General features: G+C 68.8%; 19 protein-coding genes. 9 read left to right on the forward strand and 10 right to left on the reverse strand.

Features of this window, described 5'->3' with window-relative positions; genetic code table 11:
* The first annotated feature begins 175 nt into the window (after positions 1–175).
* Complete coding sequence (locus tag CA234_RS00710; RefSeq protein WP_125975938.1) at positions 176–1,798, forward strand: alkaline phosphatase D family protein; 1,623 nt, start codon at positions 176–178, stop codon at positions 1,796–1,798.
* A gap of 132 nt (positions 1,799–1,930) precedes the next feature.
* On the opposite strand, the gene CA234_RS00715 is transcribed toward CA234_RS00710, so the two are convergent.
* Both CA234_RS00715 and pepN read right to left on the reverse strand, forming a co-directional pair.
* On the reverse strand, positions 1,931–3,439 hold the full coding sequence (locus tag CA234_RS00715) for an AarF/ABC1/UbiB kinase family protein (protein WP_125975936.1): 1,509 nt from the start codon (positions 3,437–3,439) through the stop codon (positions 1,931–1,933).
* Positions 3,439–6,027, reverse strand: coding sequence for an aminopeptidase N (gene pepN, locus CA234_RS00720; RefSeq protein WP_125975934.1), 2,589 nt, complete (start codon positions 6,025–6,027; stop codon positions 3,439–3,441). Before pepN ends, CA234_RS00715 begins: the two co-directional genes overlap by 1 nt.
* A 191-nt stretch (positions 6,028–6,218) precedes the next feature.
* Between pepN and CA234_RS00725 the strand changes: the two genes are divergently transcribed.
* The 3 genes from CA234_RS00725 to CA234_RS00735 are packed head-to-tail and all read left to right on the forward strand — an operon-like array spanning position 6,219 to position 10,306.
* Positions 6,219–7,871 carry a M28 family metallopeptidase gene (locus tag CA234_RS00725; RefSeq protein WP_126000640.1) on the forward strand — a complete coding sequence of 551 codons (1,653 nt, stop codon included), beginning with the start codon at positions 6,219–6,221 and terminating at the stop codon, positions 7,869–7,871.
* Positions 7,872–7,877: 6 nt separating this feature from the next.
* Positions 7,878–9,482: a M28 family peptidase gene (locus CA234_RS00730; protein WP_126000641.1), complete on the forward strand. Its 1,605-nt coding sequence runs from the start codon at positions 7,878–7,880 to the stop codon at positions 9,480–9,482.
* A complete protein-coding gene (locus CA234_RS00735; protein WP_126000642.1) occupies positions 9,479–10,306 on the forward strand; it encodes an NAD(P)-dependent oxidoreductase in 828 nt (275 codons plus the stop codon). The genes CA234_RS00730 and CA234_RS00735 overlap by 4 nt, the downstream gene beginning before the upstream one ends.
* Here CA234_RS00735 and CA234_RS00740 read toward each other — a convergent pair.
* From CA234_RS00740 to CA234_RS00760, 5 genes are all read right to left on the reverse strand, one after another.
* Entirely contained in the window at positions 10,216–11,133 is a 918-nt protein-coding gene (locus CA234_RS00740; protein ID WP_126000643.1) for an EamA family transporter, read from the reverse strand. The two genes, CA234_RS00735 and CA234_RS00740, sit on opposite strands and share 91 nt — an antisense overlap.
* Positions 11,130–12,131 carry a beta-eliminating lyase-related protein gene (locus tag CA234_RS00745; RefSeq protein ID WP_126000644.1) on the reverse strand — a complete coding sequence of 334 codons (1,002 nt, stop codon included), beginning with the start codon at positions 12,129–12,131 and terminating at the stop codon, positions 11,130–11,132. Before CA234_RS00745 ends, CA234_RS00740 begins: the two co-directional genes overlap by 4 nt.
* Before the next feature lie 43 nt (positions 12,132–12,174).
* Positions 12,175–13,152 carry an L-histidine N(alpha)-methyltransferase gene (gene egtD / locus CA234_RS00750; protein WP_125975922.1) on the reverse strand — a complete coding sequence of 326 codons (978 nt, stop codon included), beginning with the start codon at positions 13,150–13,152 and terminating at the stop codon, positions 12,175–12,177.
* Positions 13,152–14,414, reverse strand: a complete 1,263-nt coding sequence (gene egtB / locus CA234_RS00755; RefSeq protein WP_126000682.1) for an ergothioneine biosynthesis protein EgtB — start codon at positions 14,412–14,414, stop codon at positions 13,152–13,154. Before egtB ends, egtD begins: the two co-directional genes overlap by 1 nt.
* A 73-nt stretch (positions 14,415–14,487) precedes the next feature.
* On the reverse strand, positions 14,488–15,054 hold the full coding sequence (locus CA234_RS00760; RefSeq protein ID WP_125975920.1) for a cob(I)yrinic acid a,c-diamide adenosyltransferase: 567 nt from the start codon (positions 15,052–15,054) through the stop codon (positions 14,488–14,490).
* 114 nt (positions 15,055–15,168) lie between these two features.
* Here CA234_RS00760 and CA234_RS00765 point away from each other — a divergent pair, with 114 nt between their 5' ends.
* Both CA234_RS00765 and CA234_RS00770 read left to right on the forward strand, forming a co-directional pair.
* The gene (locus tag CA234_RS00765) at positions 15,169–15,609 is read left to right on the forward strand and encodes a DUF2231 domain-containing protein (protein WP_125975918.1); all 441 of its coding nucleotides are present in this window, start codon (positions 15,169–15,171) and stop codon (positions 15,607–15,609) included.
* A complete protein-coding gene (locus CA234_RS00770; RefSeq protein WP_126000645.1) occupies positions 15,609–16,901 on the forward strand; it encodes a sorbosone dehydrogenase family protein in 1,293 nt (430 codons plus the stop codon). The genes CA234_RS00765 and CA234_RS00770 overlap by 1 nt, the downstream gene beginning before the upstream one ends.
* 145 nt (positions 16,902–17,046) lie before the next feature.
* On the opposite strand, the gene CA234_RS00775 is transcribed toward CA234_RS00770, so the two are convergent.
* Both CA234_RS00775 and gluQRS read right to left on the reverse strand, forming a co-directional pair.
* Positions 17,047–17,274, reverse strand: a complete 228-nt coding sequence (locus CA234_RS00775; RefSeq protein ID WP_125976609.1) for an HIG1 domain-containing protein — start codon at positions 17,272–17,274, stop codon at positions 17,047–17,049.
* A 9-nt stretch (positions 17,275–17,283) separates the two neighbouring features.
* Positions 17,284–18,126 carry a tRNA glutamyl-Q(34) synthetase GluQRS gene (gene gluQRS, locus CA234_RS00780; protein WP_126000646.1) on the reverse strand — a complete coding sequence of 281 codons (843 nt, stop codon included), beginning with the start codon at positions 18,124–18,126 and terminating at the stop codon, positions 17,284–17,286.
* Positions 18,127–18,226: 100 nt separating this feature from the next.
* Between gluQRS and CA234_RS00785 the strand changes: the two genes are divergently transcribed.
* The 3 genes from CA234_RS00785 to CA234_RS00795 all read left to right on the forward strand — a co-directional run bounded on the left by CA234_RS00785 (position 18,227) and on the right by CA234_RS00795 (position 22,020).
* Positions 18,227–18,793, forward strand: a complete 567-nt coding sequence (locus CA234_RS00785; protein WP_125976611.1) for an HNH endonuclease — start codon at positions 18,227–18,229, stop codon at positions 18,791–18,793.
* Between the two features lie 68 nt (positions 18,794–18,861).
* On the forward strand, positions 18,862–21,084 hold the full coding sequence (locus CA234_RS00790; protein ID WP_241213120.1) for a transglycosylase domain-containing protein: 2,223 nt from the start codon (positions 18,862–18,864) through the stop codon (positions 21,082–21,084).
* Positions 21,085–21,150: 66 nt separating this feature from the next.
* Positions 21,151–22,020, forward strand: a complete 870-nt coding sequence (locus tag CA234_RS00795; RefSeq protein ID WP_125976612.1) for a 3-hydroxyacyl-CoA dehydrogenase NAD-binding domain-containing protein — start codon at positions 21,151–21,153, stop codon at positions 22,018–22,020.
* Positions 22,021–22,075: 55 nt separating this feature from the next.
* Here CA234_RS00795 and CA234_RS00800 read toward each other — a convergent pair whose 3' ends face one another.
* Positions 22,076–23,131, reverse strand: a complete 1,056-nt coding sequence (locus CA234_RS00800; RefSeq protein ID WP_126000647.1) for an alpha/beta hydrolase — start codon at positions 23,129–23,131, stop codon at positions 22,076–22,078.
* Between the last annotated feature and the right edge of the window lie 26 nt (positions 23,132–23,157).

Consider the following 23,157-nt stretch of genomic DNA (forward strand, 5'->3'; position numbering starts at 1 on the left):
GCGCCTTCGTCTCCGTGCCGCCGGCGGTCTTCCCGCTCGGCAGGGTGCGTTCCCCCAGTTGTCACGCCCCAAAAACCCGATTCGCCGAAATGCCTAGCCTAGCTTTGCGTCGCTGTCACGAACACGACACCTAGCCGCGGCAGGGAGCGGCCGACCGAACAAGGGACGCGACAAGATGACTCTCCGACTCGACCGCCGCGCGCTGCTGCTCACCGGAACCCTGGGAATCGGTGCGCTGGCACTTCCCGGCATCGCGCTTGCCCAGGCGACCGCCCGCGGCTTCACCCATTCGGTGGCGAGCGGCGAGCCGGGGCCGGACACGATGCTGCTATGGACGCGCTACGTGCCCGCCGATGGCGGCGCGGTGAAGTTGCGCGCGCAGATCGCCACCAGCGCCGACTTCACCCGCATCGTCGCCGAAGGCGAGCAGATCACCGGCGCGTGGCGCGACCACACCGCCAAGGTGACCCTGGCCGGCCTTTCGCCCGACACGCGCTATTTCTACCGTTTCGTGGCACCCGACGGCAGCTTCTCGCCGGTGGGCCGTACCAAGACGCTGCCGCTGGGCGATGCGCGCCGCTTCGGCATCGCGATCTTCTCCTGTTCGAACCTGCCGTTCGGCTGGTTCAACGCCTATGGCCATGCCGCCGCCCGCGACGACATCGACCTGTGGGTGCATCTCGGCGACTATCTCTACGAATATGCCAAGGGCGGCTATGCGCCGGCCGGCGGCGCGATCGGTGGCCGCTGGCCCGAGCCGGCGGGCGAGATGATCCACCTCGCCGATTACCGCCTGCGCTACGCCAGCTACCGCGCCGATCCCGATCTCCAGGCGCTGCATGCAAACAAGCCGATGCTCGTCCAGTGGGACGACCATGAAAGCGCGAACGACAGCTGGGAAGGCGGCGCCGAGAACCACCAGCCTGACAAGGAAGGGGATTGGAGCGCGCGCAAGGCCGCGGCGATGCAGGTGTTCCGCGAGTGGATGCCGGTGTCCGAGACGCCCTGGGGCAGTTACGAGATCGGCACGCTGGCGACCTTCTTCCGCACCGAGAGCCGGCTGCTCGCGCGCAGCCAGCAGCCCGATGTCGCCCCGCTGTTCAAGGAAGCCGATCCGGTCAAGGCGCTCACCGCGTTCCGCGACGGGGCCTGGCACGATCCGGCGGTGACGATGCTCGGCAGCGAGCAGGAAGTGTGGCTCGACCATGCGATGCGCCGCTCGGTCAAGGCGGGGCAGCGCTGGCAGGTGGTCGGCTTCGGCACGATCATGGGCAACCTCACCACCCCGGCCGATGCGATGGGCTGGCTGGCGCCGGACGCCGATCCGCGCGCCAAGGCCTATGTCCAGGCGGGCGTGCTGGCGGGCAGACTGGGCCTGCCGCTCGGCTATGACAGCTGGGGCGGCTATCCGGCGGCGCGGGCGCGATTCCTGAAGTCGTCGCAGAGCATGGGCGCGAACCTGCTCGTCGTGTGCGGCGACAGCCACAATGCCTGGGCGTTCGATCTCGCGCAGGACGGCAAGGCGGCGGGCGTCGAGTTCGCCGGCCATGCGGTGACCTCGCCGGGCTTCGAAAGCGCGCTCAAGACCGATCCGAAGGTGGTCGCCGCCGCGATGGTCAAGGCGAATCCCGAGCTGAAATGGTGCGACACCAGCCGCCGCGGCTATATGGCGCTGACGCTCACGCCCGATCAGGCGCGCAACGACTGGGTGTTCATGGACACGGTGACCGACCGCAGCCTGAAGGCGAGCGTGGGGCATAGCGCGATCGTGCAGCGCGGCCGGAACGTGATGGGGTGACCTCGTTCCCCTCCCGCTTGCGGGAGGGGTTAGGGGAGGGGCTGACGTGGAGGCTTTTGCTGACGCGTCTTGTTGCGCGAAACCGCCATCCCCTCCCCCGACCGCTCCCGCAAGCGGGAGGGAAGCGAAGGCTTAAGCCAGCCAGAGCGCCGCAGCGATCAGCCCCGCGCCGGCCACTAGCGCCGTCGCGATCCACCCGCCCGCCTTGGTGACCGCCGCTGCCACGCCGGTATCCGCCGCCGGCGCTTCGAGCCGCGCCGCCGCCGCGCGCAGCAGGCGTGGCGCGTCCTCGCCGAGCTCCACCAATGCCAGTGCCAGCGCCGCCGAGCTGGCCGCCATCCGCGCCGGGCCGAAGCGGTTCGCCAGCAGCGCGACCTGCGCCCGTCCGATCGCACCCGACAGGTCGAAACCCGGTGCGATGCGGTCGAGCACGCCGTCCATCGTCACCATCGCCTTGAACACCAGCAGCAGGTCCGGCGGCAGCACCAGCCTTTCCTCGCGCAGCAGCCGCAGGAAATCGGGCATCATCGCCGAGAGCACGAGCTTGCCGCCGCCATGGCGCTGAACAATCGCCTCGGCCGCGCGGTCGATCGTGCGGCGGGGGACGGCATGCCCCTCGCTCCATAGCGCCAGCGTGTCGGCGAGCGCCCGGGCGTTGCCGCCGGTCAGCGCCAGCACGAAGGCGATGAACTCGTCGCGGCGCTTCGGCCCGACATGGCCGATCGAGCCGAGGTCCAGCAGCGCCAGCCTGTCGCCGGGCAGGCAGAGCAGATTGCCGGGGTGCGGATCGGCATGGAAGCGGCCGTTGACCAGCACCATCGCGATCACGGTATCGGCGCCCAGCTCGGCGATGGCTTCGGGATCGATCCCGGCGGCCCGCAGCGCTTCGCCGGATACCGGCTTCACGCCGGCGATATAGTCCATCACCAGCAGCGTCTCGGACGTCCACTGCCAATGGATCTCGGGCACCACGACGCGCGGCGTGTCGGCCATGTCGGCGCGCAGCAGATCGGCGTTGCGGCCCTCGTTGGTGAAGTCGAGCTCCTCCAACAAGGCCTGGCGGAGCTGCCGGGCGAGCGCCACCGGCTCGAACCGTCGCGCCTCCGCGCTGCTCTGTGCGACCAGCGCGGCGAGCTCGCCGATCAGCCGCAGGTCCGCCTCCATCGCCGCGCGGATGCCCGGGCGGCGCACCTTCAGCACCACCTCGCGGCCATCCGCCAGCCGCGCACGATGGACCTGCGCCATCGAGGCAGCAGCCAGCGGCGTCGGGTCGAACGAGGCGAACGCTTCTTCCGGCGGCATGCCGAGCGCGGCTTCCACCTCGCCGCGGATCGCCTCGAAGGGCAACGTCGGCGCGGCGCTCTGGAGCCGTTCCAGCTCGGCGATCCACTCGGGCGGCAGCAGGTCGCCGCGCGTCGCGAGAATCTGGCCGATCTTCACATAGGTGGGGCCCAGCGCCTCCAGTGCCAGCCGGGTGCGGCGGGGCAGGGGCAGGGCACCGGTCTCGGGATCGGCGGCATCGGCCTCGCCCGCAAAGCCGAGCGTCTCCAGCAGCACGCCCAGCCCGAAGCGCGCCGCCACGGCCGCCACGGTCCGCACCCGGGCGGAATCGCGGACCGTGGCGGTGAGCAGCCGGAGCATCAGTCGAGCGACTTGGTGGCCTGTTCGAACATGTCCTTGCTCAGGCCCGGGCTGGCGACGATCCGTTCCAGCTCGCCGCGCATCTTGGCGGCGCGGTCGGCGTCGAAGCGCTTCCAGCGGCCGAGCGGCGGCACCAGCTTGGCGGCAGTCTGCGGATTGAGCTTGTCGAGCGCGATCAGCTGGTCCGCGACGAAGCGATAGCCGCGCCCCGAAGGATCATGAAACGCCCGCTGGTTGATGCTGAACGCGCCGACCAGCGCCCGCGCCCGGTTGGGGTTGGCGAGCGTGAAGTCGGGATGCCTGGCGAGCTTCTCCACCGCCGCAAGCGTGTCGTCGCGCGAAGACAGTGCCTGGGTCTGGAACCACTTGTCCAGCACCAGCGCGTTGCCGGCATAACGCTGGTAGAAGGCTTGAATCGCCTTCTCCCGCAGCGACGACGTGCCGTTGACCAGCGTGGCGAGCCCGCCCTGGCGATCGGTCATGTTGTCGGCCGCGTCGAACTGCGCATAGGCGAGCTCCGCCGCATCGGCCGCGCCGCTGGCGGCGATATAGCCGAGCGCCACGTTCTTCAGGCGGCGCGCGCCCTTGGCGGCCGGCGAATATTCGAAGCGGTTGGCCCGTGCGCCTTCGTACGCCGCGCGCCATTCGGGCTCGAGCAGGTTGCCGAGATCGGCGCGCAAGGCTTCCCGTGCGCGGAAGATCGCATCGGGATCCACCACCGCCATCTGGTCGCCGATGAAGCTGTCCGAGGGGAGCAGCACCGCCTCGGCGATGAAGGCGCGGTCGAGCGACGGATCGGTCAGCGTGTTGCGGACCGCGTCGATCAGCGCGCCATGCTCGCCCTTGCCGGTGGTCACCGCGGCGACTAGCGTGTCGAGCATCAGCTGCTGCATCGCCTCGTAGCGCGCGAAGGGATCGTCGTCATGCGCCGAGAGGAAGGCGAGGTCGGCCGCGCTGCGATTGGCGTCGACGATCACCGGTGCCGAGAAACCGCGGTTGATCGACAGCACCGCGCGCTCGGGCAGGCCCTCGAAGCGCAGTTCCTGCTCGGGCTTGTCGAGCAGCACCAGCTGTTCGTCGGTCAGCGGCGCACCGCTCTTCTCGCCGAACAGGCGGATCTTGAGCGGGAGGACCATCGGCTCCTTGACCGGCTGGCCCGGCGTCGGCGGCACGGTCTGGGCGAGCGCGAGGCGGGTGGTCGCACCGTCCTGCACGAGGTTGGCGGAGACGCGCGGGGTGCCCGCCTGGCTGTACCAGCGGCGGAACTGGCCGAGATCGACCCCGCCGGCCTCCTCCATGCTGGCCACGAAATCCTCGCAGGTTGCGGCGGTGCCGTCGAAGCGATCGAAATAGAGGTCGGTCGCGGCGCGGAACTTCTGCGGGCCGAGGATGGTGGCCATCATCCGGATCAGCTCGGCGCCCTTGTTGTAGATGGTCGCCGTGTAGAAGTTGGAGATCTCGATATATTCGTCCGGGCGCACCGGGTGCGCGAGCGGGCCGGCATCCTCGGGGAACTGGCTGGCACGAAGCGAGCGCACATCCTCGATCCGCTTGACCGCCGCCGAGCCCTGATCGGCCGAGAAGCTCTGGTCGCGGAAGACGGTGAACCCTTCCTTCAGGCTCAGCTGGAACCAGTCACGGCAGGTGACGCGGTTGCCCGACCAGTTGTGGAAATATTCGTGCGCGACCACCGCGGCGATCGCGTCATAGTCCCAGTCGGTGGCGGTGTCGGGATCGGCGAGGATGTAGCGGCTGTTGAAGACGTTCAGCCCCTTGTTCTCCATCGCGCCGAAGTTGAAGTCGTCGACCGCGACGATGTTGAACACGTCGAGATCGTACTCGCGGCCATAGACGTCCTCGTCCCACTTCATGCTGAGCTTCAGCGCATGCAGGGCGTGGTCGGTCTTGGGCAGGTCGGGCGCGCGGACATAGATGCCCAGCTGGACCTCACGGCCCGACATGGTCGTGAAGCTGCCGGTGTTGGCGACGAGATCGCCCGCGACCAGCGCGAACAGATAGCTCGGCTTGGGGAAGGGATCGTGCCACTCCGCCCAGTGGCGGCCGCCCTCGGCGGGCCCTTGCGCGATCGGGTCGCCATTGGCGAGCAGCACCGGGAAGCGCGCCTTGTCGGCGGTCATGCGGACCTTGTACTTGGAGAGAACGTCCGGGCGATCGGGGAAGAAGGTGATGCGCCGGAAGCCCTCGGCCTCGCACTGGGTGCAGAGCATCCCCGACGAGGCATAGAGGCCCTGGAGCTGGGTGTTGCGCTCGGGCGCGATCACCACTTCGGTCTCGATCGTGTGGGCATCGCCGGTGAGCGGGATCACCAGATCCTGGCCGTCCATCCGCCAGTTCTGCGCGGCAACGCCATCGACCTTCACCGATGCGGCTTCGAGCCCGTCGCCGTTCAGCACCAGCGCGCGATCATGCGCGCCGTTGCGGGTGACGTGGAGCGTGGCCCGCACCCGGGTCGCGGCGGGGTCGAGATCGAAGTCGAGCGCAATCTCCGGCACCAGCCAGTCGGGTTGGCGATAATCCTCACGGCGAATGGCCTGGGGGGCTGCGGCGGCGATGCGGGCGTCACTCATACCGGTTCGATATAGGACAAGCCGCCCCGGCTGCTACTCTATTCTCTCGATTACCTTGCTCGAAAACTTCATTCGCGCTTCGACATGCGGGTACGGCAGCGAAATGGCGCGAAGGGGGCAACGGGTGGGAATTGACCGCCCGGGCATCCCTGCTAGGCTTGAAATATTCTTGCGATCCACAGGGAAACCCGATGCTTCGACCGACTGCGCCGCTTGCCCTTCTCCTCGTCGCGGCGTCGCCCGCCCTTGCCCAGACCGTTGCCGAGCGGAATGCCGTCATCTACGCCCCGCTGCCGCCGGAGCAGGCGGCGCTGAAGAGCCATGTGATGTTCCTCGCCTCCGATGCGCTGAAGGGCCGCGAGGCGGGATCCCCGGAGTTCGAGATCGCAGCGGACTATGTCGCGTCGCAATTCTATGCGGCGGGCCTCAAACCGGCGGGCGATGACGGCGGCTATCTGCAGAAGGTGCCGCTGGTCAGCTACAAGCTGGACGGCAGCGGCGCGATGTCGATCGGCCGCGCCAAGGGTGCGCCAGTCACGCTCGAAGCCGGCAAGGACTTCATCGCGGGTGCCAACCCCGAGAAGCCCGAATACAGCGTCACCGCGCCGGTGGTGTTCGTCGGCTATGGCATCGTCGGGCTGGGCCGCGACGACTACAAGGGCGTCGACGTGAAGGGCAAGATCGTCGCCTTTTTCGGCGGTGCCCCCTCCAGCTTCCCCGGCGAGGAAGGCGCGCACTTCCAGAACCCCGCCGCCAAGGCCGAGATCGCGAAGAAGCACGGTGCGGTGGGCTATATCACGCTCGAGTCGCCGCGCTCCGCCAAGAGCCGTCCGTTCGCGATGTATGCCGCCTATGCCAACCGCCCGCGCGTCACCTGGGGCAATGCCGACGGCACCGGCCATGTCGCTGCACCGGGCACGCCGGGCCTGGGGCTGCTGAGCCTTGCAGGTGCCGAGAAGCTGTTCGCCGGCGCCAAGACCCCCTGGGCGTCGATCGCCAAGGCCGCCGCAGTCGACGGCGCCACGTTCAAGGCGATCCAGTTGCCGGGCACGCTGACGATCGCGACCAAGACCGCGCTGACCCCGATGCCGAGCTTCAACGTGGCGGGCCTGATCGAAGGCAGCGATCCCAAGCTGGCCGGCGAAGTCGTCGTGCTCTCCGCCCATCTCGATCACATCGGCGTGGGCAAGCCCGATGCGAAGGGCGACACGATCAACAACGGCGCGCTCGATGACGCGATCGGCACCGCCTCGCTGATCGAGGAGGCCAAGCGCTTCAAGGCGGCGGGCACCAAGCCGCGCCGCTCGATCCTGTTCCTGGCAGTGACGGCGGAAGAGAAGGGGCTGGTCGGCTCCGACTATTTCGCCAACAACCCCACGATCAAGAACACCATCGTCGCCGACGTGAACCTCGACATGCCGATCATCACCTATCCGTTCGAGGATATCGTGGTTTACGGCGCCAATCATTCGACGCTGGGGCCGATCGTCGCCAAGGCGGCGGCCGAGATCGGCGTGAAGATGTCCGAGGACCCGCTGCCCGGCGAGAATATCTTCGTGCGTTCGGACCATTACAACTTCGTGCGCAAGGGCGTGCCCTCGGTGTTCCTGTGGCCGGGTGCGGGTGGCCCGGGCCGCGCGGCGATCGATCACTTCATGAAGAACCATTACCACCAGCCCTCGGACCAGATCGACCAGCAGCCGGCGATCAACTGGCAGTCGGGCGTGCGTTTCGTCGACGTCAACTTCCGCATCGCCAACGCGATCGCGAATGGTGACGAACGGCCGGTGTGGAACAAGGGCGACTTTTTCGGCCTCACCTATGACGGTCCGGGCGCGAAGTAAGCGCTGGTGAAGCGCGCGCTGCTTGCCCTGCTCCTGCTCGCCGGCCCCGCGCTGGCGCAGCAGGCGCCGCCGCTCACCCCCGAACAGGCGGCGATCAAGGCGCATGTCCAGTTCCTCGCCTCGGACGCGCTGCGCGGTCGCGAGGCGGGGACGCGGGACTATGACGTGGCGGCCGAATATGTCGCCGCGCGGATGCTGGCGATGGGACTGGAGCCTGGCGCGAGTGGCGGCTGGTTCCAGCCGGTCAAGCTCGTCACCTATCGCCCGGCGGAAAAGGCGACATGGACGCTCAAGCGCGGCGGCAAGGACGTGCCGTTCGCCTTCGGCAAGGACTTCGTCAACGAACCGGTGCCCTCGTCGCCCGACTTCAAGGCGGAGGGCGAGCTGGTCTTCGCCGGCTATGGCATCGTCTATCCGCAGGGGAAGCGGGACGACTACAAGGGCCTCGACGTGCGCGGCAAGATCGTCGCGATCCTCGACGGTACCCCCAAGGGCCTGCCCAACGAGGTCAACGCCCATTTCGGCGACGACGGACAGAAGGCGCGGCTGGCGGCGGCGCGCGGCGCCAAGGCGGTGCTGATCGTCGAGACGATCGCGCGCGCCAGGGAGTTCAGCGTCGAGAAGTTCGCGCCCTATTATGCCTATCCGCGCACCGGCTGGGCGGGCCCCGACGGCGTCGCGAATGCGGTATCGCCCCAGGCCCCGGTTGTCGGCCAGGTGAGCCAGGCCGGCGCGGCCAAGCTGTTCGTAGGCGCGAAGCTGCGCTGGGCCGACGTGCTCGCCGCGCAGGCGCGCGGCAGCCGCATGCCGACCGGGCCGCTCGCAGGCACGCTGGCGGTGGCGAGCAAGACCCGGCTGTCGACGCGCGACAGCCACAATGTCATCGGCAGGATCGAAGGCAGCGATCCCGCACTCAAGGCGCAGACGGTGGTGCTGTCGGCGCATCTCGACCATGTCGGCGTCGGCGAGCCGGTGAAGGGCGACACGATCTACAACGGCGCGATGGACAATGCGATCGGCGTGTCGATGCTGCTCGAGATCGCCAAGGCCATCCAGGAAAGCGGCAAGCGGCCGCGTCGCTCGCTGCTGTTCGTAGCCCTCACCGCCGAGGAGAAGGGGCTGATCGGCTCCGACTATTTCGCGCATTTCCCGACGGTCCCCAGGGGGGCGATCGTCGCCGGCGTCAATTTCGACATGCCGATCCTCACCTACCCGCTGGTCGACCTCGTCGTGCTCGGCGGCGAGCGGTCGAGCATCGGCCCGGTGGTCGCCGCCGCGGCCAGGGCCGAGGGGCTGGGCGTCGTGCCCGATCCCGCGCCGGAGGAGATGTTCTTCGTCCGCTCCGACCATTACAGCTTCGTGCGGGCGGGCATCCCCGCGGTGTCGCTCGACACCGGGCCGGGCGGCACCGGCGCGGTGGCGGCGCGCAAGTTCCTCGACGAGAATTATCACAAGCCTTCCGATCAGATCGACCTGCCGTTCGACTGGAATTCGGCGGTGAAGTACAAGCGTGTCGGCCTCGCGACGGTGCAGGCGCTGGCCGATGGCGATGCGCGCCCGCGCTGGAACCACGGCGACTTTTTCGGCACGCTGTTCGGGGGCGGGCAGTGAGCGTCGTTCGCCTGCTCGTCTTCGGTCCCGGCTATACCGCGTCGCGGCTGATGGCGGCGGTGCAGGCGGCGGGCGGCCAGGTGGAGACCGTCACCCGCGCCACCTTCGCCGATCGGGCACGTACCCGCGTGGAAATCGCGGCGGCGACCCACATCCTCTCCAGCATTCCGCCAGGGGATGCCGACCCGGTGCTCGCCGCTTACGGCGCCGAGATCGCGGCAAGCGGCAAGTGGCTCGGCTATCTCTCCTCGACCGGCGTGTACGGCGATACCGGCGGCGGCTGGGTGGACGAGAGCGCGCCGCTGCGGGGACGTCGCTGGGGGCGGGTCGAGGCGGATCTCGGCTGGGGCGCGCTGCCCAATGCGCATGTTTTCCGCCTGCCGGGCATCTACGGCCCCGAACGCTCGGCGCTGGAGCGGATGGCGGCGGGGGCGACTCGGGTCTATTTCCCAGGGCAGGTGTTCAGCCGGGTGCATGTCGACGATCTCGTCGCCGGCGTGATCGCGGCGTTCGCGGGGCCGCCCGGCGCCTACAACCTCGCCGACGACCTCCCCGCGCCGCAGGCCGAAGTGCTCGCCTATGCCGCCGAACTGCTGGGGGTCGATCCGGGCCCGGCGGTCACGCCCGACGACGTCGAGCTCAGCGCCGCCTCGCGCGCCTTTTATGCCGAGAACCGGCGGGTGGCGAACGGCAAGGCCAGGCGGCTGCTCGGCTGGCGGCCGCGCTATGCCGATTACCGGTTGGGCCTGCGCGCCCTCAAGGCCAGCACCAGCCCGACCAGCACCAGCACGCCGCCGCCCACCGCGAGCAGCGACCAGCGATAGCCCTCGAACAGCGTCGAGAGCAGCATCGCGATCACCGGAATCAGCACGCTGGTATAGGCCGCCTTGGCCGGGCCGATGGTGCGGATCAGCTGGAAATAGATGGTGAAGGTGATCGAGGAGCCGATCACGCCAAGATAGAGGATGCCGAGCAGATAGGCGGGCCGCGTCTCGATCACGGGCGGCCCGACCGTGGCGAGCGCGAAGCCCGCATCGAGCGCGGCGCCGATCAGCATCGCCCAGCCGAGCGTGGAGGCCATCGGATAGGCCTTGGCGGTGCCGGTCGCCTGCATCACGTTCGCGACCGAGGCGGAGAGCACCCCCGCCAGCGCGATGCCGATCCCGAGCAGCGCTTCATGCGGGCCGACGGGGTTGAGCCGCGCCTCATGGACGAACAGCAGCGCCACGCCCGCCATCGCCACGACCGAACCGATCAGCAGCTGCCTTCCCATCTTCTGGCCCAGGAAGATCCGCGCCAGGATCGCGTTGGGCACCAGCAGCAGCGCATAGACCACCGCTACCACACCCGAGGTGACGTGCGCCTCGGCGCGGTAGACGAAGTTGAAGTTGAGCACGAACTGGGCGAGACCCAGGCAGGCGGCAAAGGCAAAGCCGCGGGCATCGAGCAGCAGCCGGTCGCGTCGGAACGCCGCCCAGAGCAGCGTCGTCACCCCGGCGACGAGGAAGCGATAGCTCACCGACCAGCTTGGCGGCACCACCGCCAGCTGGTCCTTGATGACGAGCCAGGTCGAACCCCAGATCAGCGTGACCAGCAGGAACGGAATAAGGACCGTCAGCCGGGCGGAGCGGGGCGTGTCGGCGCCGATCACAGCGCCGCGATCGCCTGGGCCAGCGGCCGGATCGCGTCCTCCGCCTGGTCCCAGCTGGTGACGAGGCGCACTTCGCCCTCGGCCCAGTCGTAGAAGTCGAAGCCGAGCGCGCGCAAGGCTTCGGCTTCCGCCGGGTTTGCCTTCAGGAACACTTCGTTCGCCTGCACCGGGTGCACCAGCCGGTCGCCTGCCGCTTCGGCCAGCAGCCGCGCCCCGGCATTGGCGGCGCGGGCGTTGGCGAGCCACACATCGTTCTCCAGCATCGCCAGCAGCTGCGCGGCGAGATAGCGGCCTTTGGAGAAGAGCAGCCCGGCGCGCTTGCGGCGGTAGAGCGTCACATCGGCCAGTTCGGGGCGGAAGAACACCAGCGCCTCGGCGCTCATGCCGCCATTCTTGACGAAGCCGAAGCTCAGCGCGTCGACGCCCGCGCGCCAGGTAACGTCGCCCGGATGGCAGCCGAGATGCGCGACGGCATTGGCGAAGCGCGCCCCGTCCATGTGCAGGCCGAGCTTGCGAGTCTTGGCGAGATCGCCGATCGCCGCCACCTCGTCGGCCGTATAGACCAGGCCATATTCGGTCGCGTTGGTGATCGAGATCGCGTGCGGCTGCACCTGATGCACGTCGTTGCGGATCGGATCGACCACTGCATGGATCGCCTCGGGGGTCAGCTTGGCGCCCGGGCCGGCGGCGGTGAGCAGCTTCGCGCCGTGCGTGTAGAATTCGGGCGCACCGCCCTCGTCGCAGTTGATGTGCGCGTCGCGGTGGCAGACGATGCCGCCATGCGGGGGGCAGAGCGCGGTCAGCGCCAGGCAGTTCGCCGCGGTGCCGGTAGGCACCCACAGCGCGCGGACTTGCGTTCCGAACAGATCGGAAAAGGCGCCGTCGAGCCGCTTCGACCAGGCATCGCCGTCATAGGCGGTGTCGAGCGTATTCGCCTCGACCAGCGCCTGGAGCACAGGCGGGCAGACGGCGGCGGCATTGTCCGAGAAGAAGCGCATGGCCAAGTCCTTGCGGCCTGGCACACGCCCGGTCAACGGTCTGTTACGGCGCCCGACGCAGCGGCTGGGCCTCGCAGAGGATCAGCGCGAACCAGTCCTTGTCGTCGGTCCATTGTTCGATCGGCGTCCAGCCGCCCGCGCGGAGCAGCTGGCGCGCGCCGTTGGGGCCGTATTTGTGGCTGTTCTCGGTGTGGATCGTCTCGCCCGCCGCCATGCTGAACGGGCGGCCGTCGACGGTGAAGTCGACATCGCGCTGCGCCTCGAGATGCATTTCGATCCGGGCATAGTCGGCGTTCCAGATGGCGCGGTGGCGGAAGGCGTCGACCGGGATCGTCCCGTCCAGCTCGCGGTTGATCCGGCTCAGCAGGTTGAGGTTGAACGCCGCGGTTACGCCCGCTGCATCGTCATAGGCGGGGACGAGGATCTCGGGCGACTTCACCCGGTCCATCCCGATCAGCAGTCGTGCGCCTTCGCCCAGCCATTCGCGCATCGCGCGCAGCAGGTCGACCGCGTGCCAGGCGTTCATGTTGCCGATCGTCGAGCCGGGGAAAAAGCCGAGCTTGGGCATCTTCGCCACCTGCTCGGGCAGCGGCACGGGCCGCAGGAAATCTGCCTCCACCGGATAGACGGGCAGGCCAGGGAATGCCTGCGAGAGCTGGGCGGCGGAATGACGAAGGAACTCGCCCGAAATGTCGATCGGCACATAAGCGGCCGGTTCGATCGCGCGGAGCAGCCGCGGCGTCTTCACCGACGAACCCGAGCCGAACTCCACCACCGCCGCATTGGGCGCGGCAAGGTCGCCCAGCGCGCCCGAGATCGATTCGAGCAGTGCCGTCTCGGTGCGCGTCGGGTAATATTCGGGAAGCTCGGTGATCTCCTCGAACAGTTCCGAGCCGCGGCGGTCGTAGAACCAGCGCGCCGGGATCGCGCGCGGGCTGGCGGCGAGGCCGGTCAGCACGTCGGCGCGGAAATGGGGGTCGGCAAGGCTGGCCTGGCCGTCTTCGAGTTCCTGCTTGAGCATCAGAGGTCCTTCGCCAGACGCACGCCGGTGAACTGCCAGCGCTGATGGGGGTAGAAGAAATTGCGGTAGCTGGCGCGCACATGGCCGCGCGGGGTGGCGCAGCTGCCGCCGCGCAGCACGAACTGCCCGCTCATGAACTTGCCGTTATATTCGCCGACCGCGCCTTGCGCCGTGCGGAAGCCGGGATAGGGGCGATAGGCGCTGCCGGTCCATTCCCACACATCGCCGAACCAGGCGGGGCCGCCCGTCGACGGGCGCGGTTCGACCGGGCCGGCAGCATCGAGCTGGTTGCCCGAGCGCGGATCGGCGCCGGCCGCCGCGGCCTCCCATTCGAACTCGGTCGGCAGCCGGGCACCGGCCCAGCTGGCATAGGCGTCCGCCTCGAAGAAGCTGACATGGGTGACCGGCGCGGCCGGATCGATCGGGCGGCGGCCGTCGAGCCCGAAGCGGGTCCAGACGCCGTCGACCTGTTGCCAGTAGAGCGGCGCGGTGATGCGGTTGGCCTGCACCCAGGCCCAGCCGTCTGACAGCCAGTGGCGCGGATCGGCATAGCCGCCAGCGGCGATGAACGCCGCCCATTCGCCATTGGTCACAGTGCGATCGGCCAGCGCATGCGGGGGAAGAAGGGTGGGGTGGCGTGGGGTCTCGCAGTCGAAGGCGAAGCCCGCCAGGTCCTCGGGCATATCGATGCCCGCGCTGACCTGGCCCGCAGCACCTTCGATCCAGCCGATCGGTCCGGGCATCGCCACCGGGACCTTGGCCGCGCCCGGCCACATCGCCGGCTCGAGCGGGTTGACCGAGAAATGGTGGAGAATGTCGGTGAGCAGCAGTTCCTGGTGCTGCTGCTCGTGCTGGCAGCCGAGCGCGATCAGCGTCAGCGCCTCGGCCGGCAGCATCGGCATCGCCTCGACGATCGCCTTATCCACTGCCGCGCGATAGGCGTGCACCGCGTCCAGCGTCGGGCGCGAGAGCATGCCGCGGCGGGGACGGGCGTGGCGCTGCCCCTCGGCCTCGTAATAGCTGTTGAACAGGAACGGCCAGCGCTCGTCGAACAGGCGATAGCCGGCCACATGGTCGCGCAGCACGAAGGTTTCGAAGAACCAGGTCGTGTGCGCGAGGTGCCATTTGGCCGGCGAGGCGTCGTCCATCGACTGGAGCGTCGCATCGGCGTCGGAGAGCGGCGCCACCAGCGCGGTGCTGAGCGCGCGGACGCCCGCGAACTGCGCCGCCAGGGCGTCCGGGGTGGCGGCAGTGGCGGGCATCGTTCGCATTCTGTTCTCCTACCGCAGGCCGGCTGCCGGGGCAACCCATACGGAGGGATGCGCGCAGCAACGGCTATTGGTTACGAGGTCCCCCAGGGACCCACAAAACGTCCGCCGCGCCCTTTTGGTTCATGGTGCGGGCGGCGACGAACAAAAAATCTGAAAGTCTATTGAGGTAGATGAGCGCGTTGCTGCTCAGCGTCCCCTGGTCGTTGGCGGCAACCGCGGCACGTTCGGCACGGCGGGTGATGGCGCGGGCGAGGTGGATCGCTGCCGCCGCCGGGCTGCCGCCGGGCAGGACGAAGCTGTTGAGCGGTTGGAGATCGTCGTTGAGCGTGTCGATCGCGGCTTCCAGCCATGCGATTTGTTCGGGCGTGATCCGCAGCGCGCCCTCACCATTTCCCGGCGTGGCGAGATCGGCGCCGAGATCGAACAGGTCGTTCTGGATGCGGGCGAGCGTGGCGTCGAGCGGATCGCCGGGCGCGAGCGTGGTGCGCGCGACGCCGATCGCGCTGTTCGCCTCGTCGACATCGCCGATCGTCTCCATTCGGGCCGAGGCCTTGGAAACGCGCGAGCCGTCCGCAAGGCCGGTGGTGCCGGCGTCGCCGGTGCGGGTGTAGATCTTGTTGAGCTTGACCATGGGTAGGGAAGGTACGGTGGACGCGCCGCCGAGGCTAGCGTCTTCAGGGGAAGCGGCGGAACCCCTTGATAGTGCGACCGTTCGAAGGACCTGCCTCGTCTGGGGAGACGTCCCGTGCCCGATCCCGTACCGCTTCGCACCCGATCCTATGGCCTGCCGCTGCACCCGATCGTGCTGGGATTGCCCTTTGTGTGCTTCTTCGCAGGCATGATCGCCGACATCGCCTATTTCCGCAGCTACGACATTGCGTGGAAGAATTTCGCCGACTGGCTGATCGCCGGGGGCATGGTGCTCGGCGCGCTCGGCGCCATCGTAGGGATCGTCGATCTGGTGCGGCCGACGGTGCGGGCGAACCGACTGCTGGTCCCGTATGCGATCGCCTATGCCGTCGCCATGGTGTTGGCACTGCTCAACAATTTCATCCACAGCCGCGATGCCTACGGCGCGATGCCGGCGGGGCTGATCCTGTCGGTGCTGACCGTGCTCGTGCTGACCGGCGCCTCGGCGCTCGGCGCGATCCTGCTGCGCCAGAGCCGTTTCGGAGGGTTCCGCTGATGCGTGCACTGCTTCTCGCCGCGGGCGCCACGCTCGCGCTCGCCGGATGCGCCAGCAAGGGCGGCGATACCAGCCAGCAGATCGGCGGCGATCCCAAGCTGCCGGAGATCCAGCAATATCTCGTGCCGCCGATGCACGTGGTGCCGCCCGCCCCCTGGGGGTCGGCCAAGCCAAAGGTACCGGCGGGCATGAAGGTCCAGGCCTTCGCCACGGGCCTCGCCAAGCCGCGCTCGGTCTACACCCTGCCCAATGGCGACGTGCTGGTGGTCGAGACCGACGGCCCGTCCGAGCCGATCCATCGGCCCAAGGACGTGGTGATGAACCTCATCCAGGCGCACGCCCATGGCGGCGGCAAGGCGGGAATGGACATCATCCTGCTGCGCGACGCGAACGGCGACGGCGTACCCGAGCTCAAGACCAAGTTCCTCACCGGGCTCAACTCGCCGTTCGGCGTGGCGCTGGTCGGCGGGGATCTCTACGTCGCCAATACCGATGCGATCCTGCGCTTCCCGTATCAGACGGGGCAAACCAGCATCACCGCGGCGGGCACCAGGCTGGTCGACCTGCCCGGCGGCCCGATCGACCACCACTGGACCAAGAGCCTCGTCGCCAGCCCCGACGGCACCAAGCTCTATGTCGGGGTGGGGTCGAACAGCAACATCACCGAGAACGGCATGGATGCCGAGCGCGGCCGCGCCGCGATCTGGGAAGTCGATCGCGCGAGCGGCGCCCACCGGCTCTATGGTACCGGCCTGCGCAATCCCAACGGGCTGCAGTTCGAGCCGCTGACCAACGTGCTGTGGACCGTGGTCAACGAGCGCGACGAGCTGGGGCCGGACCTGGTGCCGGATTACCTGACGTCGGTGCGCGACGGCGGCTTCTATGGCTGGCCGTACAGCTATTGGGGCCAGCATGTCGATCCGCGGGTGAAGCCGCAGCGGCCGGACCTCGTCGCCAAGGCGATCAAGCCCGATTACAGCCTGAGCAGCCATGTCGCGCCGCTGGGGATGGTGTTTGCCGCCAACGCGGTCGCGCTACCGCCGCAGTGGCGCTCGGGCGCGTTCATCGGCGAGCATGGCAGCTGGGATCGCGGCCATCTCAACGGCTACAAGGTGATCTATGTGCCGTTCGCCGAGGGACGCCCCTCCGGCAAGGCGGTCGACGTGGTGACCGGATTCGTCGAGGGCGAGACGGCGCATGGCCGCCCGGTGGGGCTGGGGCTCGATAGGACCGGCGCGCTGCTGATCGCCGACGATCTCGGCAACACGGTGTGGCGGGTCAGCGGCGGCTGACGCTACGCTTCTAGCCTTACCCGTAAACCTGTCATCCCGACGAAAGTCGGGATCCATTCGCCACTCCGCCGGGGCAAGAGCCGTAACGGCCAGGGCAATGGATCCCGGCTTCCGCCGGGATGACGACTATTGGTTCGAGAACCCCTCAGCTCTTGGCCGAGGCGATCAGCAGGATCAGCGCAGCGACGCCGATCGCCACCGCCTGGAACAGGATGCGCTTCTGCATCAGCTTGTTCGATCGCAGCGCGCGCTCGCTGGGGCCGTCGCCTTCCAGGTCCTGCGTGGTGGTGCCGGCCATGGTGACCAGCCCCTTGATGAGGAAGAACAGCGTCGCCAGGACCGCTGCGAGGAACAGGATCGCGAGGAACAACATTCGGCGACCTTACGCCTCGATTTGTCCGAAGCCAATCGGTACTTCCCCTTTGCGCAGTCTGTCGGACAGCGCGCGGCCATCCTCGCCCGCCAGCCGCAGCGATTCCAGCGTCGGCGCGCCGTGCCGCTTGGCGAGCCGCTGACCGTCCGGACCCGCGAGCAGCGCATGGTGGCGGTATTCCGGCGTCGGCAGGTCGAGCAGTGCCTGCAGCAGCCGGTGGACATGGGTCGCGGCGAACAGATCGGCCCCGCGCACGACATGGCTGATGCCCTGCGCCGCATCGTCGACCGTGACGGCGAGGTGATAGCTGGCGGGCGCATCCTTGCGGGCGAGGATCACGTCGCCATGGCTTGCCGGATCGGCGTCGACGGTACCGGCCTCCGCGTCGTGCCAGGTGAGCGCCCCCGTCCGCGCGACTGCCTTCGCCATGTCGAGCCGCCAGCTGTGCGGGCGCGTCAGGTCGGGATCGACGAGGCCGCGGCAGGTGCCGGGATAAAGCGGGCCGTCGGGCCCGTGCGGCGCGGAGAGGCTCGCCGCGATGTCGGCGCGGGTGCAGAAACAGGGATAGAGCAGCCCCATCGCCCGCAGCCGGTCGAGCGCGTCCTGATACAGCCCCCGCCGCTGCGACTGGAAGGTCGGCGGTTCGTCCCGTATCAGCCCCAGCCAGTCGAGATCGGCGAGGATCGCTGCTACATGTTCGGGCCGCGAGCGCGTGCCGTCGATATCCTCGATGCGCAGGGTGAAACGACCGCCCGCGCCCCGCGCGAAGTCGTGCGCCTGGAGGGCGGAATAGGCATGGCCGAGATGGAGTCGACCGGTGGGGCTGGGCGCAAATCGGGTGTGGATATTCATGAATGTGGCTCTTGACCGCGAGTCGCGGCATATGCTGTCATGCGGGCGTCACGCTTCTGCGCAAGAGGCGAGGCACCGAAATCGAGGGTGAGGTTCTTGCATGTACCATCCCGATCTGATCCGCCATCCGGATGGGTGCCCGGCGCTCGTGCTGAACGCCGATTACACGCCGCTCAGTTACTATCCCCTGAGCGTGTGGCCCTGGCAAACGGCGATCAAGGCGATCTTTCTCGAACGCGTCGACGTCGTCTCCTATTATGAACGCGAGGTGCGAAGTCCCAGCGCGGTGCTGAAGCTCCCTTCGGTCATCGCGCTCAAACAATATGTGAAGCCTTCGCAATTTCCCGCCTTCACCCGGTTCAATCTGTTCCTCCGCGACAAGTTCGCCTGCCAATATTGCGGATCGCACCGGGATCTCACCTTCGACCACGTCATTCCCCGCGCCCAGGGCGGCCGCACCACCTGGGAAAATGTCGCCACCGCCTGCGCCCCCTGCAACCTTCGCAAGGGTGGCCGCACCCCCCAGCAGGCCGGCATGCCGCTCTACATCCAGCCGATCCGGCCGACGAGCTGGCAGCTCCAGGAACATGGCCGCCGCTTCCCGCCCAACCATCTCCACGACACCTGGCGCGACTGGCTCTACTGGGACATCGAGCTGGAGGCCTGAGCGACCCTCCCTCCGCAAAATCCCAGTGTGTTATTGCGATAACACAGATAGTCGGCTAAGGCGGATGCATGGCGCGCGAGCCCGGCATTCCCGATAGTCGATTCCCGTTGCGGCGCGATGGCGCCGACGACGATGGTGTACAACCGCAGGGCTGGCGCCCGCAGGGGCGGCGCGACAAGCGCGAGCCGATCTGGCGGCCCGGCACAGGGGCGGGGGAGAGCACCGCGCCGCACGAGCCCTATCGCGGGCGCTATGGCGGCGCAGGCGGCGGCTTCGACGGCGGCGACGACCTGCCGCCCGCCGTGCCGGCCAAGCGCGGCATCCGCTGGGGCCGCTGGATCGTCCGCGGCCTCGCCGTGTGCATCCTGCTGTTCATCGCCGCGGTTGCCTGGCTGGCGATCACCGCGCCCTTGTCCAAGTCGCTGCGTCCGCCCGCGCCGCCCTCGATCACGCTGCTGGCCTCTGACGGCACGCCCATCGCCAGGCGCGGGGCGGTGATCGGCAAGCCCGTCGACGTGTCCAAGCTGCCCGATCATGTCGCCCAGGCCTTCATCGCGATCGAGGACCGGCGCTTCTACAACCACTGGGGCGTCGATCCGCGCGGCATCGCGCGCGCGGCGTTCCACAATGTCAGCTCGGGCGGCGGGTCGCAGGGCGGCAGCACGATCACCCAGCAGCTCGCCAAGAATGCGTTCCTCAACTCCCGCCGCACCTTCGGGCGCAAGGCGCAGGAGGTGCTGATCGCCTTCTGGCTCGAGGCCTGGCTGAGCAAGGACGAGATTCTCTCGCGCTACCTCTCGAATGTCTATTTCGGCGACAACGTCTATGGCCTGCGCGCTGCCGCCCAGCATTATTTCTCGACCAGTCCCGAGCATCTGACGCTGAGCCAGGCGACGCTGCTCGCGGGCCTCGTAAAGGCGCCGAGCCGGCTGGCGCCCACCGGCAATCTTGACGGTGCCCGCGAGCGCCAGCGGCTGGTGATCGGCGCGATGCAGGAAGCCGGGTTCATCACCGCGGCCGAGGCGCGGCGCGTGCGTCCGGCGGTGCTGCACGTGCAGGACAGCGACGAGAGATTGCCGAACGGCACCTATTTCGCCGACTGGGTGCTTCCCGAAGCGCGCGACCGCGCCGGCGGGGTCGCCACCGAGCAGACGGTGACGACCACGCTCGACACCCGCCTGCAAAATGCTGCCGAGCGCGTGATCAAGGCCTCGGGCCTCGGCAAGGCGCAGGTCGCGCTGGTGGCGATGCGGCCGGACGGGCGCGTCGTCGCGATGGTCGGCGGGCGCAACTATGCCGCCAGCCCGTTCAACCGCGCGACCCAGGCGCGGCGCCAACCCGGGTCGGCGTTCAAGCTGTTCGTCTACCTCGCCGCGCTGCGTTCGGGCATGACGCCGGACACGATGGTCGACGACACGCCGGTGCAGATCGGCGACTGGAAGCCCTCGAACAGCGACGGCCGCTATGCCGGCCGCATCACGCTGCGCCAGGCGATGGCCAAGTCGAGCAATGTCGTGGCCGCGCGGCTGATCCAGAAGCTCGGCGTCGGCCGGGTCACCCAGGCGGCGCGCGACCTTGGCATCTCTACCCCGCTCGGCAACGACGCCTCGATCGCGCTCGGCACCTCGACCGGCTCGCTGCTAGAGCTGACCGCGGCCTATGCGGCGGTGGCCAACGGCAGCTACCCCGTGCGTCCCCGTGGTCTGGACGAAGAAGAATCGGCCGACGACTGGCTGGCGCGCCGGCTGGGCGGGCCGAGCCGCTTCGACGAACGGCTGCTCGAAGACCTGCGCTCGATGCTCGAAACCGTGGTCCAGTCGGGTACCGGGCGCTCGGCGGCGCTGCCGGTACCCGCGTTCGGCAAGACGGGTACGACCCAGGACGGGCGCGACGCGCTGTTCGTCGGCTGGGCAGGCGACCTCGTCGTCGGGGTGTGGATCGGCAATGACGACAACAGCCCGGTGTCGGGCGCCTCTGGCGGCGGGCTGCCGGCGCATATCTGGCGCGACTTCATGGTCCGCGCGCTGGGTCTGACCCTACCGCCGGTGCCCGTCGAGCCCGACAATGTGATCGACGAGAATGGCATCGTTCTCGACGATGTGCTGAACAGCGCCGGCGTGCAGGTCGACGAGGAGGGCGTCCAGCTCGATCTCGGCCGGGTGCGCGAGCTGGTGCCCGAAGGCGAGGTGCGCGACGCGATCCCGCGCAACCTGCGGATCCCCGCGCCCGGCAGCGACGCCGATCGCCGCCGCCGGGATCCCCCGCGTGAGGATCCCGAGGGCGAGGAGTGATCCCGGCGCTGGCCCTTCCCGGCGCGACTGGCTAGGAGGGCCGCAACAAATTTTCAGGAGACGGGCATGAAGACGGTAGGCGTGATCGGTGCGGGCCAGATGGGTGCGGGGATTGCCCAGGTGTCGGCGCAGGCGGGCTATGCCGTGCTGCTGTCCGATGTCGACCAGGCGCGCGCCGAAGCCGGCAAGGCAGGCATCGGCAAGCAGCTCGCGCGCGCGGTGGAGAAGGAAAAGATCACCGCCGCCGATGCCGAAGCCGCGCTGGGCCGGATCACCCCCATCGGCGATCTCGCCGCGATGGCGCTGTGCGACCTGGTGATCGAGGCGGCGACCGAGCGCGAGGGCGTAAAGCGCCAGATCTTCGAGACCGTCGGCAAGGCGCTGGGAGGCGACGCGATCCTCGCCAGCAACACCTCGTCGATCCCGATCACCCGGCTTGCCCAGGCGGCGCCCGATCCGGCGCGCTTCATGGGCGTGCACTTCTTCAATCCCGTGCCGGTGATGGGCCTGATCGAGCTGATCCGCGGCCTCGCCACCAGCGACGCGACCGTCGCGGCGGTGGAGTCGTTCGGCCAGTCGCTCGGCAAGCGGATCGTCCATGCCAATGATGCGCCCGGCTTCATCGTCAACCGCGTGCTGATGCCGATGCTCAACGAGGCGTGTTTCGCGCTCGGCGAGGGTGTGGCGACGATTCCCGATATCGATGCGGCGTGCCAGCTCGGGCTCAACCACCCGATGGGCCCGTTCACGCTGGCCGATTTCATCGGGCTCGACACCTGCCTGGAGATCACCCGCGTGCTGTTCGAAGGCACCGGCGACCCCAAGTTCCGCCCGGCACCCTTGCTGGTGAAGTACGTGGAAGCCGGCTGGTACGGCCGCAAGACCAAGCGCGGCTTCTACGACTATACCGGTGCGGAGCCCGTGCCGACGCGGTGAGCGCGCCCCGGCGCGGGGCGCATGCCGGCAGGCATGTACCCGCGCCCGGACCGCGTCATGCCAGGACGGCGCGATCGGCCGTGGCCGGCGCCCCGGCGCTCGTCCGCGCCGCGACGTCGCGGATCGCCGCCACGACCTGTTCCGGCACCGCATAGTGAAACAGATGCCCCTGCGCCGGTACGATCCGCAGTTCGGCACCCGATACTTCGCGGGCGAAGCGTTCCGCATGCCGATCGACATGGGCGATACGATCGCCTTCGCCCGCCATGACGATGATCGGCACCGCTAGCGCCTCGTACCGGCGGCTGATCGCGACCGCAGCGGGTACCATCAGCGCAGTGTCTGCGGCGGTCGCGCGGACCTGGGACGGGCGCAGCGTCAGCGCGATCGGAAAGGCGGCGAACTTCTCCGAAATCGGTGCGGGCGAGAAGCTGGCCTTGATCGCCACCGGCCCAAGCAGGCGGCCAGCGAGCGGCGACACGGTGGTCGCCATGACGTCGCCGACCAGGGGGAGGGCCGGCGTGGAAAGCGGCCAGACGTCCGGGCGGGCCGTCCCGTAATAATAGCCGGACAGGAGGATGAGGCCGGATACCGTTTCCGGAGCGTCCAGCGCCAGGGCCAGCGCGACCAGCGTACCCCAGCTATGGCCCACCACCACGGCAGGCCCGACGCCGAGCTGCTTGAGCGCCGCCGCGATCACCTGCGCCTGCGCCGCCGGTGTCCAGATCGTCGTGCGCGGGCGATCGCTATAGCCGAAGCCGGGGCGGTCGAACGCGATCACGCGATTCTGCGCCGCGGCGAGGCCCAGCACGCCGCTCGCTTCGTAATCCTGGAGAGTAACGCCGTTGCCGTGGAGGAGCACCACCGCCGGTCCTTCGCCGCGGTCGACATAATGGAGGCGCATCCCGTCGACGTCGACAAACGATCCGGCGGGCGGCGTCTCCGCTTCTGCCCGCTTCCTGCTTGCACGGTTGTACAGCGCGCTGCCAGCCAACGCCGCGATACCCGCGGCTCCAGCGATCCAGCCGAGGTTGCGGCGCGTACCGGCATCCTCCGGCTGTATCGCATCAGAGAGTGCCGAACGCGGTTTCTTGCTGGATTTCTGTGTCATGCCGACTCAACCATTGTGCAGCGCAC

Origin of the sequence: Sphingomonas sp. ABOLE (genome assembly GCF_003950455.1) — a bacterium.
Lineage (GTDB): Bacteria > Pseudomonadota > Alphaproteobacteria > Sphingomonadales > Sphingomonadaceae > Sphingomonas > Sphingomonas trueperi.